Genomic DNA, 17,147 nt, shown 5'->3' with positions numbered 1-17,147 from the left:
GAAAAAGTTTGTTTTACAAAAAATGATAATATTAAGAAGGTAATTTGTAAAAACAAAAAGAATATGTCATACGAATGAACAGGGTAAGGAGTGAAATGATTGAATAATCACTATGATGTAATTATTGTTGGAGCCGGTTCTATGGGAATGGCAGCAGGATACTATTTATCAAAAGGAAATCAGAAAATTATATTAATAGATTCTTTTGATCCACCACATAGCCTTGGTAGCCATCATGGCGATACTAGAATCATTCGTCATGCATATGGAGAAAGTAGAGAATACGTGCCACTAGCATTGAGAGCACAAAAGTTATGGGAAGAACTAGAACAATTATCTGGAAAACATTTATTCTCGAGAACAGGCGTTTTATGTGCTGGTGCACCCGGATCGACTTTTACGAATGAAGTAATAAATAGTGCAAAAGAATTTTCGTTGCCGCTTGAAATAATGGATAGTAATGAGATCAATGCAAGGTGGCCCGGATTCCGTTTACCGAAAGGATTTATAGGTTGTTTAGAAACGACTTCTGGAATACTTTTTAGCGAAGAATGTGTTCGAGCGTATAAAGAACTATATATAGAGAAAGGAAATAGTCTTCATACAAACTCGCCGGTTATAGATATTGAAGTAGATACTCATAAGACAATGGTGCGTACAGAGAATGCTGTATACACAGCAGATAAACTTGTAGTATGTGCAGGTGCTTGGTCTGGTAAAATTCTTGAAAAGACTGGTATTGATATACCTGTAAAACCTACTCGTAAAACAGTTGCTTGGTTTGATTGTGATCATCAACTATATGATTCTAGTTTGCTACCAGCATTTACGATTGATCTAATTGATCGTCATTATTACGGCTTTCCAAGTATTCATAATAGCGGACTAAAAATTGGTCGACATGATGGGGGGCAAATTGTAGACCCGGATCAATTTAATCGAGAATTTGGAGAGTTCATTGAAGATGAAACGGATCTGAGAAATTTCTTAAGCGAATATATGCCACTTGCAAATGGTAGATTAGTAAAAGGGAAAACATGCTTATATACAATGACTCCAGACGAGCACTTCATTATTGACCAGCATCCAGAATACAATAATCTAATCATTGCCACAGGTTTCTCAGGCCATGGCTTTAAGTTTGCAAGCGTTGTAGGCGAGATAATTGCTGACCTAGTAACAAAACAGAAATCTGCTTTTGATTTGAGCATGTTTTCATTAAACCGTTTTATAAAGTAAGAGATAGCGAATACGCTATCTCTTATTTTATTGAAGAAAAATAAATCATCTCCTGACCAAATATTTCAGCAATATTGTGCTAATAATCCGAAACTTTATCCAGAGATAATTTGATAAGTAATATTTATAATTTATTAAAAATACTGAAAAATTTGAAAGCGCTTTAGGCATGTTAAGTAAGTAGTTATTTTATTACTTACTATTTTTTACAAATTATATTATCTGAAAAATCAAAAAAGGGGGTATTCTTTTGAAAGAAAAAAAATTTATGATGGACGATGCACCGCTTAATAAATTCCATATTCGTATTACGGCACTTACTTTGGGATCGAATTTTTCGGATGGCTATGCTTTAGGAATTATAGGTATGGCACTTTCGCTACTAGGTCCACAGATGAAATTAAATTCTGTTTGGGAAGGATTAATCGGTAGTTCTGCATTAATCGGGCTATTTTTCGGTAGTTTGTTTCTTGGCGGATTATCAGATCGCATTGGTAGGCAGAAAATCTATTTAGCAAACTTTGTTATAATTACAATCGCATCTGCTTTACAGTTTTTTGTTCACGATCCATATACACTTTTTGCATTAAGGATTTTAATCGGTGTTGCACTTGGAGGAGATTATGCCGTAGGATCTACTTTACTAGCTGAGTTTGCACCAAGAAAGTATAGAGGTATGTTATTATCTTCATTAAACGTTTTATGGACTGTTGGATATGTAGCTTCAAATCTAGTTGGTTATTATTTAGAAAAAACAGGCCCAGACGCATGGCGTTGGATGCTAGTGAGTGCAGCCATTCCTGGTCTAGTTGTCTTGCTTTTACGTTTTGGAACACCAGAGTCTCCACGTTGGTTATTAAAGATGGGCCGTGTTGAAGAAGCACGTGCTATTGTAAGAAAGTATATTGGCGAAAATGCTGTAATGGATGAATCAGTGGATGCTAATTCTAAACATGCATACAAGGTTACAGATTTATTCAATAAGCAGCTTTGGAAACGTACGACATTCGGATCACTTTTTTATATGTGTCAGGTCGTTCCATATTTCGCAATCTATACATTCCTACCAACTATTTTAACTAAATTGGGATTTGAAGAAACATTTGGTGTTGATATGGTTCTAAACTTGTTCCTTCTAGTAGGAGCGTTAGCTGGTGTATGGTGTACTGAAAAGTTAACTCGTAGAGGGTTTACAATTAATACATTTATTATTTTAACGATTTCATTATTCGCATTAACAGTCTTACCTCCAGGTCTACATACAATTGCTATTATTGTGTTTGCAATCTTTACATTTGTAATGTCAGCAGCTTCTAATTTAACATTAGTTTATCCTGCTGAACTATTTCCTACCGAGGTACGCGGAACCGGAGTTGGCTTGACAACAGCAGTTAGTCGAATTGGTTCAGCTGTTGGTACATTCCTATTACCGATAAGTGTTAGTTCAATGGGAATGGCACCTTCTATGATAGGAATGTCTATTATTCTATTCATTGGTACAATTGTTTCGATCGCCTGGGCTCCGGAAACAAAATCACTTTCATTAAATGAAGCTAGTAATCCATTACTTGAAGGCGATTTAGTTGAATCAAATAAACAATCAGTTTCAAGTCACTAAACTTAAGATATATAAAGTAAGAAGGTGTTTGATGACATGCATCCAAAAAATATTAAAGAGGTTATTCTTGGAGAACATGAGTTATCAATTAATGAAGTAATTGCTGTTGCAAGATATGGTGCAAAAGTATCATTTACAGAAAACTATTATCTTAGAATCAATAAATCTCGTAATCTAATTGAAAAGTTCCTTGAAGAAGAAAGAGCGGTTTATGGGGTAACTACAGGATTTGGAAGCAATGTAACCGAAGTGATTTCAAAGGAAGATGCTCATACTCTTCAACGAAATATTGTCCGTTCTCATGCTGTTACTGTAGGTGAACCACTTGAAAAAGAAGTGGTAAGAGCCATTCAATTAATGGTTTTAAATAATATAGGTCAAGGTTATTCAGGCGTTAGAATAGAAGTGTTAGAGCTAATTGCAGCCATACTTAATCATGATATATTGCCATTTGTTCCAGGCGATGGATCTGTTGCATATTTATCGCCTGAGGCTCATATGGCGCTAGTGTTAATGGGCGAGGGAAAAGCTTGGTATAAGGATGAGTTATTAAGCGGCCATGAGGCGTTGGAGCGGGCTGGTCTAAAACCAGTAACCTTCGAATGTAAAGAAGGTCTTGCACTATTAAGCGGTACTACATCAGCCACAGCATTTGCTGTACTCTCGATATATAATGCAATTCAGGCCGTTAAAACAGCGGATGTTACTGGTGCTATGTCACTAGAAGCATTGAAGGGAACGATAAAAGCTTTAGATCCTCGACTGCACTCGGTAAAAAAACATTTGGAACAAGCAAAGACAGCTCGAATCGTTTCAAAAATACTAGATGGAAGCGAGATTGCCAAACAATATAAAGACTATCGATTACAAGATGCACTTAGTCTTAGATGCATACCGCAAGTTCATGGGGCAGTAAAGAAGGTCTTAAAAAATGCATTGGAAAATATTCATAATGAAATGATGTCTTCAAGTGATAATCCGATTATTTGGCCGGAGGAAGAAGACGGTCTTGCATTAATGGGTGGGAATTTTGATGCTTCCTATGTGGGAATTGATGCAGACACGATTTGTATAGGTATGGCAAACTTAGCAAAAATAACAGAACGTCGTATTGATCGATTAGTAAATTATCATGTAAGTGAGCTTCCTAGTTTCTTAGTTGTCAATCCTGGTTTAAATAGCGGTTATATGATTCCTCAATATACCGCAGCTGGATTGCTTAATGAAATAAGGGTTCTGTCGCATCCGGCAACGATTGATAATACATCTACATGTGCAAATCAAGAGGATGTTGTTAGCTTTGCTTATTTCGCTGCTAGGAAAGCCTATCAGATTTCAAAAAAACTTGAACATATTTTAGCAATCGAACTAATGGTTGCCACTCAAGCACTAGAATTCCATGATACACTAAAACCGTCACCGGTAACGGCAAGTGTATATGAGTTAATTAGAAATCAAGTTCCAGCAGTTGAAGAAGATCGCTATTTTTATCATGATATTGAAACAATTCGTAATCAAATTCATGATGGAGAGATTGTTGAACTTGTTGAAGAGAAAATAGGGGTCATGGAATTATGAAATTTTTAAAGGAGCAGTTATACTCTAAGAGTACGACAGCTTCTTTTTTTATGGCTCAACCATTTGATACTTACCACCAAACGTTCAACTAAGAAAAATCATAAGCTAAAAAGGAGAAATTAAGATGAATCGAGATGCTACTCAATCAGCTTTTTCAAATTTGTTACTTTCTGGTACGCTCGTCCATATAGGAACTTTTGATGAGGTTCAAAAAAGATGTGGCATTAATACTTATCCAAATATTGTAATGGTCATTTCGATTGATCGCTATCCTGATTTAGCAGTAGAAAACCCAAAGCAGTGGAAACAAGAAATTGGCCATAAACTAATCAATCAAATTGATCAGACGATCGGAGTTTCTTATTTGTGGAACTGGGTAGAAGAAGGTGTGCTTGCTCTTCTAATTGAGCTAGATGATGAAGATAGTGAAATCGAGTTCAATAAAAAGATCTATAGAATGGCAGAAGAAATTCAAAATTCATTGGATAGGGTTCAGATTACAGTTTCAATTGGAATTGGTAAAAAATATAGTGATCCTTATTTGTTATACCACTCTTTTGAAGAGGCTAGAAAGTCAATGTCAGGTCGGTTTTTTCAAGGAAACAAACTGATATTTCATAGTGGTATTAAACCGGTGGAAGAAAATACACTAAGAGCATTATCAACTGAAGATCGCATTGAATTATTAGCACTTGTACGAATAGGTGATGAAGTAGGTGTAGTCGATCAATTAAAAAGTTTCCTTGAAAAGGTAGCAAATGCATGCCGATTAAATGAAGACGTATTTAAAACTGAAGTAGTCGATTTAATTATGTTAATTTCTAGGGTTGTAGTAGAGTCAGGCGTGAATGCAACACTCATCATGTCAAAAAATGCTCAAATGATCCAGGAATTATATCATATTATTCGCTATGATAAATTTGTAAAAAAGGTTTGCGAATATGCTTACTGGCTAACAATTCAAATAACCAATTCATTTAATAATCAGATGACTCCTGTTATTCGTAAAGCAACTAAGTATATACGAGAAAATCATCAAACTAGTATTACATTGGAAGAAATTGCTCAATATTGTTGCGTAAGTAAATATCATTTCAGTCACTTATTCAAAAAAGAAATTGGCACAAGTGTGATTGATTTTTTAAATAGAATAAGAATTGAAAAATCAATGTTTTATTTAGAAATGACTGATTTAACTATGCAAGAAATTGCTACACGAATTGGTTTTCAAGATTCGAATTACTTTAGTCGTATATTTAAAAAATATATAAAAAGTAGCCCTTCTGAATATAGGGCTACTAAATATCCACATTTAAATTTAGTGTTAGAAAATTAAAATTAGGATGCAGTGTTTAAGGTTAAGTAGAAGGTTCTAAAGACTCTTCTTTACCCTTAATCCTGCCTTTCTAATCTTGTTGCATAAGGATAAAGTGGATCTAATAATTGGAATTCATAAGTAATTCCATCGACTTTTCCTACCACTTTTTCACTGTCATAAAGCTCCAACATGAAACCGGCCATTTCTTTTGCAGTATGATATTTTGGTAGAACGCCTTCAAATTTAATGTTTTCTTCTAAATCATAGGATACTTTTGCGAATTCAGTTTCAGTTGCAGCTGGTGCTAATACTTTAGCTTGCATCTTTGCACCTTTTTCTTTTAATTCATGAGCCAGCCCTTCTGTAAAGGCACTTACATAGAATTTAGTCGCACAATATGTGATGGCATTACCAATAATTGTATACCCTCCACCAGATGAAACATTGATAACTTGTGTACCCTCGACTGTTGAATAATCGCGTACGTATAGTGAAGTTAAAATCGTTAAAGCTTCAATATTCAAGTTAAGCATAGTTTCAATCTTTTCTAAATTTTGCTCACCAACTGAAGCGAAATTACCAAAACCTGCATTATTAATCCAAGTTTCAATATCATATTCTTTCAGTCCTTCATATAAATTAAAAGCATTTTTAACAACAGATAAATCAGCCGTTTTTATGACCACATCAAGATCTGAATTCAATTTAGCGATATCTGATTTTAATTTTTCAAGTTCTTCCGTTCTACGAGCAACAATAATTAGGTTTTTTCCACGTGCGGCAAACGCAAGAGCTGATTCATAACCAATTCCTGAACTAGCACCTGTAATGACAGTATATTTTTTCATCTAAATTCCTCCCGATAATTTGGTTTATACTAAAATTAAATTAATTGTGTATCAGTTACGGATTTATTATACTGGTTAGAGTAAACTCTAAGTCAAACAGTTTTTATTTTTGACTCAAACTGGAGGTCTTATGTATTCAATTGGTGAAGTCGCTCAGATGTTAGGGATAAGCACACATACATTACGTTATTATGAAAAAGAACAGATCATTCTTCCTGATCGAAATGAAAATGGTGAAAGGCTTTATTCTGAATCACACATTCAGTGGTTAAGATTTGTCCTAAAGCTAAAAGAAACACAAATGCCAGTTAATAAGATTAAGGAGTATGCACATCTATATACAGAAGGTGAGCATACATCATTAGCTAGATTAGATCTTTTAGTCGAGCATAAGCAGTCTATTGAACATCAGCTAAAAACATTAGAAGAAACGAATAAAATGTTAGAGCAAAAAATCAGTTTTTATAAAGAAGTAATTCATAATAAAAACATCGTCAAACAATAAAACCTTATTGGATACCCCAATAAGGTTTTATTGTGTAAACAAAATCCTTTATTCAACTCGTTCCTTTTTTCTTAGACCCGCAAATCCTAATAATCCAAGTAGTCCAAGCCAGCCATAATTGAAATGATTATTATTTGCATTGTCAGTAGTATTTAATGTGTTAGTAACTGGTGTAGGCGTTACATTATTTACATTTCGTCGATAATAATTTCCGTCATTACTAACTGGATTATTTACCCCATTATTGTTAGTTAACATGTCATTTGTTGTATTTTTTATATTATTTTTTGTATTATAATATCCTTCTTTAACGGTATTCTTCGTATCATAATAGCCTTCTTTTACCGTATTTTTTGTATTATTTACAACATGGTTTGGATCATTAAAATTATTGTTAAAATCTCTTTTGATATGTTTACCGTTATGATCATAGCTTGGTTCTAATTGAGTAGCATCAGGTCCTGGTGAAGCAGCATGAACATTGGCTGAAATGATAAATGATAATGAAACTGTGCATAATGTAAGACAAATTTTATTCATCTTTAACCCTCCTTCTTTATGCAATAATATTTTGTGCATCTTTAGGAGGAATATATGTGGCAAAAAAGTCCATTAAATTGTTCTAGGCTTCTTAAGAGTTGCAGAATTATACCAGAAATAACAAAGCACGGTAATCAATAATAAATCAACAAAGTCCCCTCCATAATACATTAAGACCGCACCATTTTGAACATCATTAAAACTGAAACTGTCTAATGGATTTGAAAAAAGAAACTTCGATAAAATATCATGACCTGCTAATGCAAGTATCATAATTGATGAGCGAAACAAAAAACTGTATTTATGTGAGATCGGTTCAATGGCAATGATTGAAATTGTAAAGAAATACCCAGCAAAAAACAAATGGATATGTACTACAATTAACAAAAAGATATTCTCATGAATTAAGTTAAATACTGTGGAAGTATACAATACCCAAAGTCCTCCAATATTTATAAGGATTGTGGTAATAGGATGAGTTAAAAGTCGAACAGGAGCACATTTTAAAAGACGTGTCACACGCCTTGCATGCTGTGTTTTTAATGATGTTAATAATAATGTAATCGGTCTAGATAAAGCGATGAAAAATGGAGCGAGCATTCCTAGTAACAAATGCATAATCATATGAAAAACAAAAAGATGGTGACTAAGTTTTGCAATTGGTCCAACAACGGAAACTAATATACAAACAAAACCAGTTACCCATAATATAGAGCGTGATTTTGGCCATGGCTTTTTTTTTTGATTTATCGCAGCAACCAAATATCCGATAATTAAAAGTAAAATGAATAAAATAATGAATAGATCAAACGAATTGAAGTAATTTATAAAATTATCCCTCAAATTGACCACCTTTATTTCGAGTTTTAAAAATTAGAATGCAACCTATTAATGTCATAATAGAAGCAGTAATATTCCAAGTTACATCATAGGGCATAATATCGACGTTATATCTAATTTGATGAAGCTTCAACCATTTATGTTGAACAGTTCCATCATAAAGTTGAAACAAACCTGCTCCGAGTAAAACTCCGCCGATCCATCTTTTAATATAAAGTGATTTTTTTCTCCTTAAATTCGCAAACATAAATAAAGAGCCAATCGTTGCGAACCAACTAAAAGCATGAAAAAGACCATCAGAGATAAGCCCCAAACTTGTTGTAGACTTATCGTAAAAATGATGCCAATGAAGAAGTTGATGAAAAACTACTTCGTCAAAAAATGCCACCAATCCTAGGCCAAATAAAATTCCAGACCATAAATTTAAATAATTAGTTGAATTCTCTAAAGTAGTCATAAAGACTCATCCTTTCGAAAATGGTATATTCTTCATTTTGCCCCCAATTTGCTTAATTAGTAAAAATTACAATTCAACCAACAACGATACTTGGGAAATATAAGGATTGTGATTGTTTTTAGTTACACAAAACGCGGAGGTTATATGGATAAAAAACAAAAGCGGAGTTTATGGGCGCTATCTACAGTACCTCTTGTAATGACTTTAGGTAATTCAATGTTGATTCCCGTACTTCCAAAATTAGAACAACAATTAAATATATCTGGCCTTAAAGTTTCAATGATTATTACGGTTTATTCAGTTTTTGCAATCATTCTTATTCCTATAGCAGGTTATTTGTCTGATTTATATGGAAGGAAAAAAGTAATCATTCCAAGTTTAATTATTGCGGGAATTGGAGGAGCCTTAGCCGGCTTTGTTTGTTGGAAATTAGAAAATCCTTACGCGTGGTTAATTGTTGGGAGAATCATTCAGGGGATTGGTTCTGCTGGGGCAATGCCTGTTGTTATTCCGTGTGTGGGAGATATGTTTAAGGATGAAAATGAGGTTAGTAAAGGATTAGGCTTAGTTGAGACATCGAATACTTTTGGAAAAGTACTAAGTCCAATACTTGGCTCAGCATTAGCAGCGATTGTTTGGTATTTACCATTTTTATCAATACCGATCCTTTGTTTACTATCAATTATTTTAATTTTAGTTTTTGTAAAACCTCCAAAACAACCGATGAGATCAAAAAGAAAAGATAAAAGAAAGGAAAAGTTTAAACTGTTTATCAGATCAATTCGGAAAATATTTCGAAATAATGGCAAATGGCTTTATACCATATTCATATTAGGTGCCATTATCATGTTCATTTTATTTGGTATGCTTTTTTATTTATCAAAAATATTAGAAAAGCGTTATCACATAATTGGAATATGGAAAGGTTGTGTGTTAGCGATTCCGCTCGCTGCTTTATCCTACACATCTTATAAGACAGGTAAAAAGATTGGAAATCAAAAAGGTGCGATGAAAAAATGCATTGTTATCGGCTTTATCTTAATAAGTATTTCTTTTGTCATACCGATTATCAATAAAGATATTTATATGATTATCACGAGTTTATTGATAAGTGGAATTGGAATTGGAATGTCTTTACCAAGCTTAGATGCATTAATAACCGAGGGGATTGAGAAGGAACAAAGAGGGACTATTACTTCTCTTTATAGTTCTTTACGATTTGTGGGGGTAGCGGCAGGACCTCCTGTTTTTGCCTATTTGATGAGTAAACCAGACAATTATATGTTGTATCTTTCCATTATCTTAGCGATATTTGGACTTATTTTGTCCATCAAATATATCAAGCCTAACCAAAATACAGATACAGCTAAATCCAATTAAAACACATCTAAATAATAGAGGAATTTTGAAATGAATTTTAAAAATATTGTAACAATGGAGCGGTAAAGCCGGACAAACTAGCTCCTTGATGTGGAGATTTAAACTTAAATGAACCTCCTAAAGGTTTTCCTGACCCAGAATTTCCTGATATGCAAAATGAACATAGCTGGTTTATATGATTTAAATAATTAAATTTAAAAAACTCCTTACAAAAGTAGGGAGTTTTATTTTTACCTCTTTGCAACAATCTATTTTTAAACATATCGTCCATAATCAGGTTTGGCGATTGTGTTGAAGTTTTTAACTAAGTAATCTAATTGTTCATTTAAATCGTCTTCTAGGAATGGAAAGCCGTGACCTGTTATTGCTCTTTTAGGGTGTAGAGCCTGCAGTTTTTTTACGGAATTCAAAGCAGCGGTCCAATCTGTCGTTAAATATCTAGGAGGACCATTTATTTCTCTTTGTTGAGTTAGAACGCTGTAAATAGAGTCTTGTTTAACATTAACAAAGGCGTCTCCAGCAATTAGTAATTGATCATCTTCTCTAAAAAGTGAAATATGTCCAGGTGAATGACCCGGCGTGTGAATCCATTGCCAATTTTGCATTTCAGGTACAGAACCATCTGCTGGGAGCACATGAATATATTCTCCTAAATTAATTCCTTCGTTTGGAAACAATGGAGATAACTTTGCAATTAATCCACCTTCAACTGTTCCATCTGGTTCAGGGTAATTCTTTTCACCTGTTAAATATGGTAACTCTTTTTCATGCGCATAGACAGGGATATTGAATTCTTTTATTAAGTCAAAGATTGCCCCGATATGATCAAAATGTCCATGAGTAAGTATGATTGCTTTTAATTTGTGTTTTTCACCAAATCGTTTTTCAGCTAAATCCATAATATGATCAAAAGATTTTGGCATACCGGCATCAATTAATACCCACTCATTTGATAAATTAGGATTACCGAAAAAGCAAAAATTCACAATTTGATTTGTTTCATAGTATAAATCATTCGCTAATTCTAACCCATTTCCACTTGATATAGATGTGATAGGCATATAATGAAATTCCTTATTCATTTTTTGTAGGTCGTTTGATTTATTCATAAAATCCTCCATTTTAAGACATATATGTTGATTAACTTTTTTAGTCTTCTTTTATAGGTGTTTTTTATTCTGATGGAGATAACTAGAAAAGCATATTGAATTAAACCCTTTCATTTAACAAAAGCTAATCATAAAAATAAAAAAGGTAGTGAAGATATGCATACAGTTTGGAAAGGTACAATCAGCATGGGATTAGTTACGATCCCAGTAAAGTTGTTTTCAGCAGTTGAGGATAAGGATATAAAGTTTCGTCAATATCATAAGGATTGTAAAACACCGATTTCCTATAAAAAAGTTGCTAGTTGTGACGATGAAGTTACTCCTGAAGAAATTATTAAAGTCTTTGAAACACCAAATGGTAGAGTTGTGGAAATAACAGAAGAGGAAATGAATAAATTAAAAGAAGAATTTGAACTAAAAACTGTATCAATTATTGATTTCGTCAAACTTTCAGAAATTGATCCGGTGTATTTTGATCGAACATATTATATTGGTCCAGATTCTGGTGGTACAAAGGCTTATGCTTTACTTTCGGAAATATTGAAGAAAAGTAAGAAAATCGGTCTCGCTAAAATTACAATTCGTAGCAAACAGCATTTAGCTGCTATTCGGCCATATAAAAACGCGATTATTCTTGAAACATTACATTTTCCAGATGAGATTAGAGCAATTGAAAATCTTCCAGGTGGTGTTCCTGAAAAGGCTGGATTGGCGGAGCGTGAATTACAGGCTGGCATGATGCTAGTTGAACAATTAACAACAGAGTTTAATCCAGAAAACTATACCGATACATATCGTACAGCTTTAGAACAATTAATTTCGGAAAAAGTTAATAAAAATGATTATATCGCGACAGGGCAGGAGAAACCAGCAGAGCAAAAAAATGTTGTTGATTTAATGTCTGCATTACAAGCGAGTATTGATCGAACAAAAGGACAAGCAACACCTCCGAAAAAGCCTAAAACAAAAGCGCCTAAAAAAGCAACGAGTTAAATAGGAGGCAGTAATGGAGCTAAATCCAATTTTTCCTTTTGAGCCTATTTCTTCAGATATTGTACCAAATGGTCCTGAGTGGATTTCGCAAATAAAATGGGACGGTGTTAGAATTCTAACTTATTTTGATGGGAAAGAAGTTAAATTATTTAACCGCAAATTAAATGATCGTACAACTATTTTTCCAGAGCTAACGGATATAAAATCCTATTGTACTGCTCAATCAATCATTTTAGATGGAGAGGTCATCGCACTCGATCAAAATGGCAATCCATCGTTTCATGAGGTAATGCGAAGAGATGGAATTAGACGCATGGATCGGATTGATTCAGCTATAGGAGCTGTACCTATTTTTTATATGATTTTTGATATTCTTTTTTACAATGGAGAATGGGTTACGCAATTATCTCTTGAGCAGAGACAAAATATATTATTAGAAGCGATCCAACCTAATAAACAAATTCAGTTAGTTCCAAATAATACTGATGGGGTTGCCTTATTTGAAGTTGCGAAACAACATAATTTAGAAGGTATCGTATGTAAGAATTTAAATAGTAAATACTTGATCAATGGAAAGCACAATGCGTGGCAAAAAATAAAAAATTATAAGGACGTTATTGCAGTAATCGGTGGGGTAACGTATCGCTCTGGTATTGTTAATTCTATTTTAGTAGGACTATATGACGAAAATAGTGAACTCGTGTTTATTGGACATGTAGGAACAGGGAAATTAACGAAATCAGAATGGAAAGACCTTACTACAGTCATTAATACGATAAAAATAGAAAACAATCCATTCAGCAGCCAACCAAAAAGAATAAAGGAAATACAATGGATTCAACCATTGTTAACTGTTAAAGTTCAATTTATTGAATGGACTGAAGGTCATTCATTAAGGCAACCAAGTATCCAAGCTTTTATCGAAAAAGATCCTAAAGAATGCACTCTTACAGATTAGGGGAAGTAAGATATGAATCATTACTTTTTTCAAAAACGGAATAAAAACTATACAGGCTTTTTCTTTATTTTAGGTTTCAATTTAAAAGAGGAGAGCTTTTTAGTGGGCCTTAAAAAAGAAAATGATATTTTGCAAATGGGGTTCTTCTCAAATGGACTTAGCAGGGAAGAGAAGGGAATTTTGATTAAAGCAATCGAAGCAAATAAAAAAACCAAAAAGGGTAATATAAAATTTGTTGATCCTGGGATCTGTGTTGAACTTGAGTTTCAAAGTATAGAGAACAACCAAATAACAAATGCAAAATTTATATCATTTCAATTAAAGCATGCATGGAATGAATGTACTTTGGATGGTTTACTATTGGGTAATCTTAATTTGGAGGAAGAATTAACACTTACCAGTCCTGAAAAAGTAATATGGAAAGATCCATATATAAATAAAGAGAGCTTTGTTTCGTATTTAGCTCAAATATCCACATATATTCTTCCATTTTTAAAAAATCGTTTATTAACAACAATTCGTTTTCCGAATGGAATAGACGGTGAATCTTTTTTTCAAAAGAACCGTCCAGATTATGCTCCGAGTTTTATTAAAACTGAAGAGCATGAGGGGAATAATTTTATTATCTGTAATGATGTATCAACATTGCTATGGTTAGGAAATCAATTAGCTATCGAATACCATATCCCTTTTCAAACATATGAAGCAAACAATCCGATTGAAATAGTATTTGATTTGGATCCACCTAATGCAGATGCATTTCCTTTAGCTATAAAAGCCGCGTTGGAAATGAAATTAATCTTTGATTCTTTTCAAATAAAGAGCTACCCAAAAGTATCTGGAAGTAAAGGTATTCAAATCCATATTCCGATCAAAGAAGATTCTCTTACCTATGATGAAACAAGAGTCTTTACATCTTTTATTGCACATTATTTAATTGAAAAATTTCCAGATGATTTTACGATTGAACGTTTAAAGAAAAATCGAGGCAATCGTCTTTATATTGACTATATACAGCACGCAAAAGGAAAAACAATTATTTGCCCATACTCTACAAGAGGAAAGGAAAAACCAACCGTTGCAACCCCTCTTTTTTGGGATGAGGTAAATGATGAATTAAAAATTGAAACTTTTACAATTCCTTTCGTAATAAACCGGTTAGAAAATAGTTCATGTCCAATGCAAACCTATTTTGAACAAGAAAACAGTTCTTTAGTGGATTTAATTTTTAAAATTAAAGAAAATCATTCAAAGTAAAAACTCCCTAATTAGTTTGAATAGGGAGTTTTTTGTTTTTTATATTTCAATGATTATTGGTAAAATCATTGGTTTTCTCTTCGTTTTTGTAAATAAAAATTGTCCTAGAGACTTCTTAATATTTTGCTTCATAACTCCCCATTGGAGCTTGTTTTCATCAAGTAATTCATTTACTGAAGATATAACTAATTGGTTTACTTCCTTCAGTAAACTTTCAGAGTCACGCGCATAGACAAATCCTCTTGATATTGTATCAGGTCCAGAGATAATCTTCTTTTCCGTTTTGCTAATGGTGATGACGATTACAAGCATTCCATCTTCAGCAAGTTGTTTTCGATCTCTAAGGACAATGTTACCGACATCTCCTATGCCCATTCCATCTACATATATATTTCCTGCTGGAACTCTTCGGCTTTGAATCGCTTCTGATTGTAGAATATCGACAACATCACCGTTTTTAATAATAAAAATATTATTTCGTTTGACACCAACAGATTCAGCAAGAGAACGATGATGATGAAGCATTCTATACTCACCATGAATCGGAATAAAATATTTTGGCTTCATTAAAGTAAGCATGAGCTTTAGTTCCTCTTGATAAGCATGACCAGAAACATGCATCCCGGTCGAGCTTCCTGAACCATAAATAACATTTGCTCCGAGATTGTAAAAATTATCGATAATTTTAGAAACGCCGCGCTCATTACCAGGAATTGGTGAAGCAGCTAAAATCACAGTATCACCCGGATAAATGTCAACGCCTCTAAAGCTAGAACTAGCTAGACGAGCAAGGGCTGCAAGGGGTTCACCTTGACTACCTGTGCATAAAATTGTAATTGCTTCTGGTGCGAAATTATTAATTTCATCTTTATCAATCAACATACCTTCAGGAATTGATAAGTACCCTTGCTCCATCGCAACTTGAACTACATTCACCATGCTTCTACCTAGTAGGGCTAATTTCCGATTAGTGATAATTGAAGCATCAACAATTTGTTGCACACGATGTACATTCGAAGCAAAAGTTGAAATAATCACTCTTTGTTTTGCCTTCATAAAAGCATCTACAATATGCTCTCCAACTATCCGTTCCGATGGTGTTGAACCTGGCCGTTCAGCGTTCGTACTTTCTGATAAAAGTAATAAAACACCTTTACTACCTATTTCGGCCATTTTATGAATATCCGGATATTGATTGTTAACAGGAGTTAAATCAAATTTAAAATCTCCAGTATGTACTACCGTTCCTTCAGGCGTTTCAAATACGATGCCTAAGCAATCAGGAATACTATGATTTGTTTTAAAAAATGAAATCGAAAAATGTTCAAATTTAATAACTGCATCAGAATCTATTAAAATTAGTTCAGTTTCTCCTAATAATCCATGCTCTGTTAATTTAAGCTCAATTAATCCAAGCGTTAATCTCGTTGCATAGACTGGAATATTCAATTGTTTCAAAAGATACGGAATTCCACCAATATGGTCTTCATGGCCATGCGTAACAAATAAACCTTTAATCTTTTCTTGATTTTCTTTTAGATAAGTAATATCTGGAATGATCAAGTCAACGCCTAATAAACTCTCGTCCGGAAACTTCGAACCACAGTCTATTAGAATAATTTCTTTTAAGTATTGAATAGCATACATATTTTTTCCAATTTCATTAATTCCACCTAGGGCAAAAACCGATAGCATACTTTTTGTTGGACTCAAAATCCTATTCCTCCTAGTACATTGAAAAGTATAAACATTTTCCTTAAAGAAATTGCCATATATTTCTTAGTATGTACGTAGGAGTTAAATTCATTCAAGTGACTATTTTGGGTAAAAAAATGAGCCGGTGTATCAAACCGGACTCATTTTTCTATTACTCTTCAAAATAATTTTTAAATGGTTTTTTAGGTGTATGTGTTTCATTACGATAATAAGGATTATCTACAGTAGAATCTTTAGGATCCAAATTTGTTTTAATTACTAAAGACGGTCCTGTTGTACCATGCTCAGCAATAATCCGATCGTTTAATTCATTAAAATCAGGAAGTTTCTTATTCCCTGGTTGTAATGGTTCAGACATAAAACCACCTCCTCACAATAGGATGGTTTCTCTAAGGAAAATTATGTATTTGGATAAGAAAAAACAAAGGACTTAAATAAGTATCAAAGGATGTGTGTTTTTTGCAATGTTTAGACTGATAAAAGAGTTAGGTCAAATAAAAAGGTGGAATTATGAATGACAGTAATAGAGAAATTAGCAAGTTCTTTAGGTCGTAGAAATGGGGAGTCTAATATTCAATTAGCGATTAAAGTTGTGGATCAAAATGATGAAAATATTGTAAAAGGGCTAAATCGGACATGTAATACCGAACCTCAAAAACTAATTTTAATAAATATGTCTTACAGAAAAAAGCAAACAGATTAGTGTAGTATTGATCGTTTGCTTTTTTTATTTGAATTTCCGCCACTTTTTTATCTTTTTTTGTAGGAAATATTCGAATTATAAAAAAAAT

General features: G+C 33.3%; 17 protein-coding genes. 10 read left to right on the top strand and 7 right to left on the bottom strand.

Translation table 11 applies throughout. The features are described from left to right. Positions 1–99: 99 nt before the first annotated feature. The 4 genes from solA to BED47_RS17490 all read left to right on the top strand — a co-directional run bounded on the left by solA (position 100) and on the right by BED47_RS17490 (position 5,771). Positions 100–1,239, top strand: coding sequence for an N-methyl-L-tryptophan oxidase (gene solA, locus BED47_RS17505; protein WP_084006971.1), 1,140 nt, complete (start codon positions 100–102; stop codon positions 1,237–1,239). A 250-nt stretch (positions 1,240–1,489) separates the two neighbouring features. Beyond that, the gene (locus BED47_RS17500; protein WP_254664612.1) at positions 1,490–2,857 is read left to right on the top strand and encodes an MFS transporter; all 1,368 of its coding nucleotides are present in this window, start codon (positions 1,490–1,492) and stop codon (positions 2,855–2,857) included. 36 nt (positions 2,858–2,893) lie between these two features. After that, the gene (gene hutH / locus BED47_RS17495) at positions 2,894–4,435 is read left to right on the top strand and encodes a histidine ammonia-lyase (protein ID WP_139116369.1); all 1,542 of its coding nucleotides are present in this window, start codon (positions 2,894–2,896) and stop codon (positions 4,433–4,435) included. A 124-nt stretch (positions 4,436–4,559) separates the two neighbouring features. Continuing rightward, positions 4,560–5,771, top strand: coding sequence for a helix-turn-helix domain-containing protein (locus BED47_RS17490; protein ID WP_069034699.1), 1,212 nt, complete (start codon positions 4,560–4,562; stop codon positions 5,769–5,771). 56 nt (positions 5,772–5,827) lie between these two features. Here the strand turns inward: BED47_RS17490 and BED47_RS17485 are convergent, their stop codons facing one another. Continuing rightward, complete coding sequence (locus BED47_RS17485; protein ID WP_069034698.1) at positions 5,828–6,601, bottom strand: SDR family NAD(P)-dependent oxidoreductase; 774 nt, start codon at positions 6,599–6,601, stop codon at positions 5,828–5,830. Between the two features lie 130 nt (positions 6,602–6,731). Here BED47_RS17485 and BED47_RS17480 point away from each other — a divergent pair, with 130 nt between their 5' ends. Continuing rightward, positions 6,732–7,106, top strand: a complete 375-nt coding sequence (locus BED47_RS17480; protein WP_069034697.1) for a MerR family transcriptional regulator — start codon at positions 6,732–6,734, stop codon at positions 7,104–7,106. A 48-nt stretch (positions 7,107–7,154) separates the two neighbouring features. On the opposite strand, the gene BED47_RS24445 is transcribed toward BED47_RS17480, so the two are convergent. The 3 genes from BED47_RS24445 to BED47_RS17465 all read right to left on the bottom strand — a co-directional run bounded on the left by BED47_RS24445 (position 7,155) and on the right by BED47_RS17465 (position 8,943). Beyond that, positions 7,155–7,646, bottom strand: a complete 492-nt coding sequence (locus BED47_RS24445; RefSeq protein ID WP_069034696.1) for a WGxxGxxG family protein — start codon at positions 7,644–7,646, stop codon at positions 7,155–7,157. Positions 7,647–7,718: 72 nt separating this feature from the next. Next, entirely contained in the window at positions 7,719–8,489 is a 771-nt protein-coding gene (locus tag BED47_RS17470) for a cytochrome c oxidase assembly protein (RefSeq protein ID WP_069034695.1), read from the bottom strand. Next, positions 8,479–8,943 (bottom strand): DUF2243 domain-containing protein, encoded by a 465-nt coding sequence (locus BED47_RS17465; RefSeq protein WP_069034694.1) that lies wholly within the window; start codon positions 8,941–8,943, stop codon positions 8,479–8,481. Before BED47_RS17465 ends, BED47_RS17470 begins: the two co-directional genes overlap by 11 nt. A gap of 144 nt (positions 8,944–9,087) precedes the next feature. On the opposite strand from BED47_RS17465, the gene BED47_RS17460 reads away from it, so the two are divergent. Continuing rightward, entirely contained in the window at positions 9,088–10,323 is a 1,236-nt protein-coding gene (locus BED47_RS17460; RefSeq protein WP_069034693.1) for an MFS transporter, read from the top strand. A gap of 254 nt (positions 10,324–10,577) precedes the next feature. On the opposite strand, the gene BED47_RS17455 is transcribed toward BED47_RS17460, so the two are convergent. Beyond that, positions 10,578–11,432, bottom strand: a complete 855-nt coding sequence (locus BED47_RS17455) for an MBL fold metallo-hydrolase (protein WP_175403517.1) — start codon at positions 11,430–11,432, stop codon at positions 10,578–10,580. Between the two features lie 156 nt (positions 11,433–11,588). Between BED47_RS17455 and BED47_RS17450 the strand changes: the two genes are divergently transcribed. The 3 genes from BED47_RS17450 to ligD (BED47_RS17440) are packed head-to-tail and all read left to right on the top strand — an operon-like array spanning position 11,589 to position 14,640. Continuing rightward, positions 11,589–12,425 (top strand): non-homologous end joining protein Ku, encoded by an 837-nt coding sequence (locus tag BED47_RS17450; protein ID WP_069034692.1) that lies wholly within the window; start codon positions 11,589–11,591, stop codon positions 12,423–12,425. A 13-nt stretch (positions 12,426–12,438) separates the two neighbouring features. After that, positions 12,439–13,383, top strand: a complete 945-nt coding sequence (ligD, locus tag BED47_RS17445) for a non-homologous end-joining DNA ligase (RefSeq protein ID WP_069034691.1) — start codon at positions 12,439–12,441, stop codon at positions 13,381–13,383. A gap of 12 nt (positions 13,384–13,395) precedes the next feature. After that, on the top strand, positions 13,396–14,640 hold the full coding sequence (ligD, locus tag BED47_RS17440) for a DNA ligase D (RefSeq protein WP_069034690.1): 1,245 nt from the start codon (positions 13,396–13,398) through the stop codon (positions 14,638–14,640). A gap of 39 nt (positions 14,641–14,679) precedes the next feature. On the opposite strand, the gene BED47_RS17435 is transcribed toward ligD (BED47_RS17440), so the two are convergent. Both BED47_RS17435 and BED47_RS17430 read right to left on the bottom strand, forming a co-directional pair. Further along, a complete protein-coding gene (locus BED47_RS17435; RefSeq protein WP_069034784.1) occupies positions 14,680–16,335 on the bottom strand; it encodes a ribonuclease J in 1,656 nt (551 codons plus the stop codon). Between the two features lie 172 nt (positions 16,336–16,507). Continuing rightward, complete coding sequence (locus BED47_RS17430) at positions 16,508–16,714, bottom strand: hypothetical protein (protein WP_069034689.1); 207 nt, start codon at positions 16,712–16,714, stop codon at positions 16,508–16,510. Positions 16,715–16,870: 156 nt separating this feature from the next. On the opposite strand from BED47_RS17430, the gene BED47_RS17425 reads away from it, so the two are divergent. Further along, positions 16,871–17,059 carry a hypothetical protein gene (locus BED47_RS17425; RefSeq protein WP_069034688.1) on the top strand — a complete coding sequence of 63 codons (189 nt, stop codon included), beginning with the start codon at positions 16,871–16,873 and terminating at the stop codon, positions 17,057–17,059. Positions 17,060–17,147 lie beyond the last annotated feature (88 nt).

The sequence above is a fragment of the Gottfriedia luciferensis genome (assembly GCF_001712755.1).
Taxonomy (GTDB): domain Bacteria; phylum Bacillota; class Bacilli; order Bacillales; family Bacillaceae_G; genus Gottfriedia; species Gottfriedia luciferensis_B.
The sequence above is the reverse complement of the archived record's forward strand: the minus strand, read 5'-3'. Positions and strand labels throughout refer to the sequence as shown.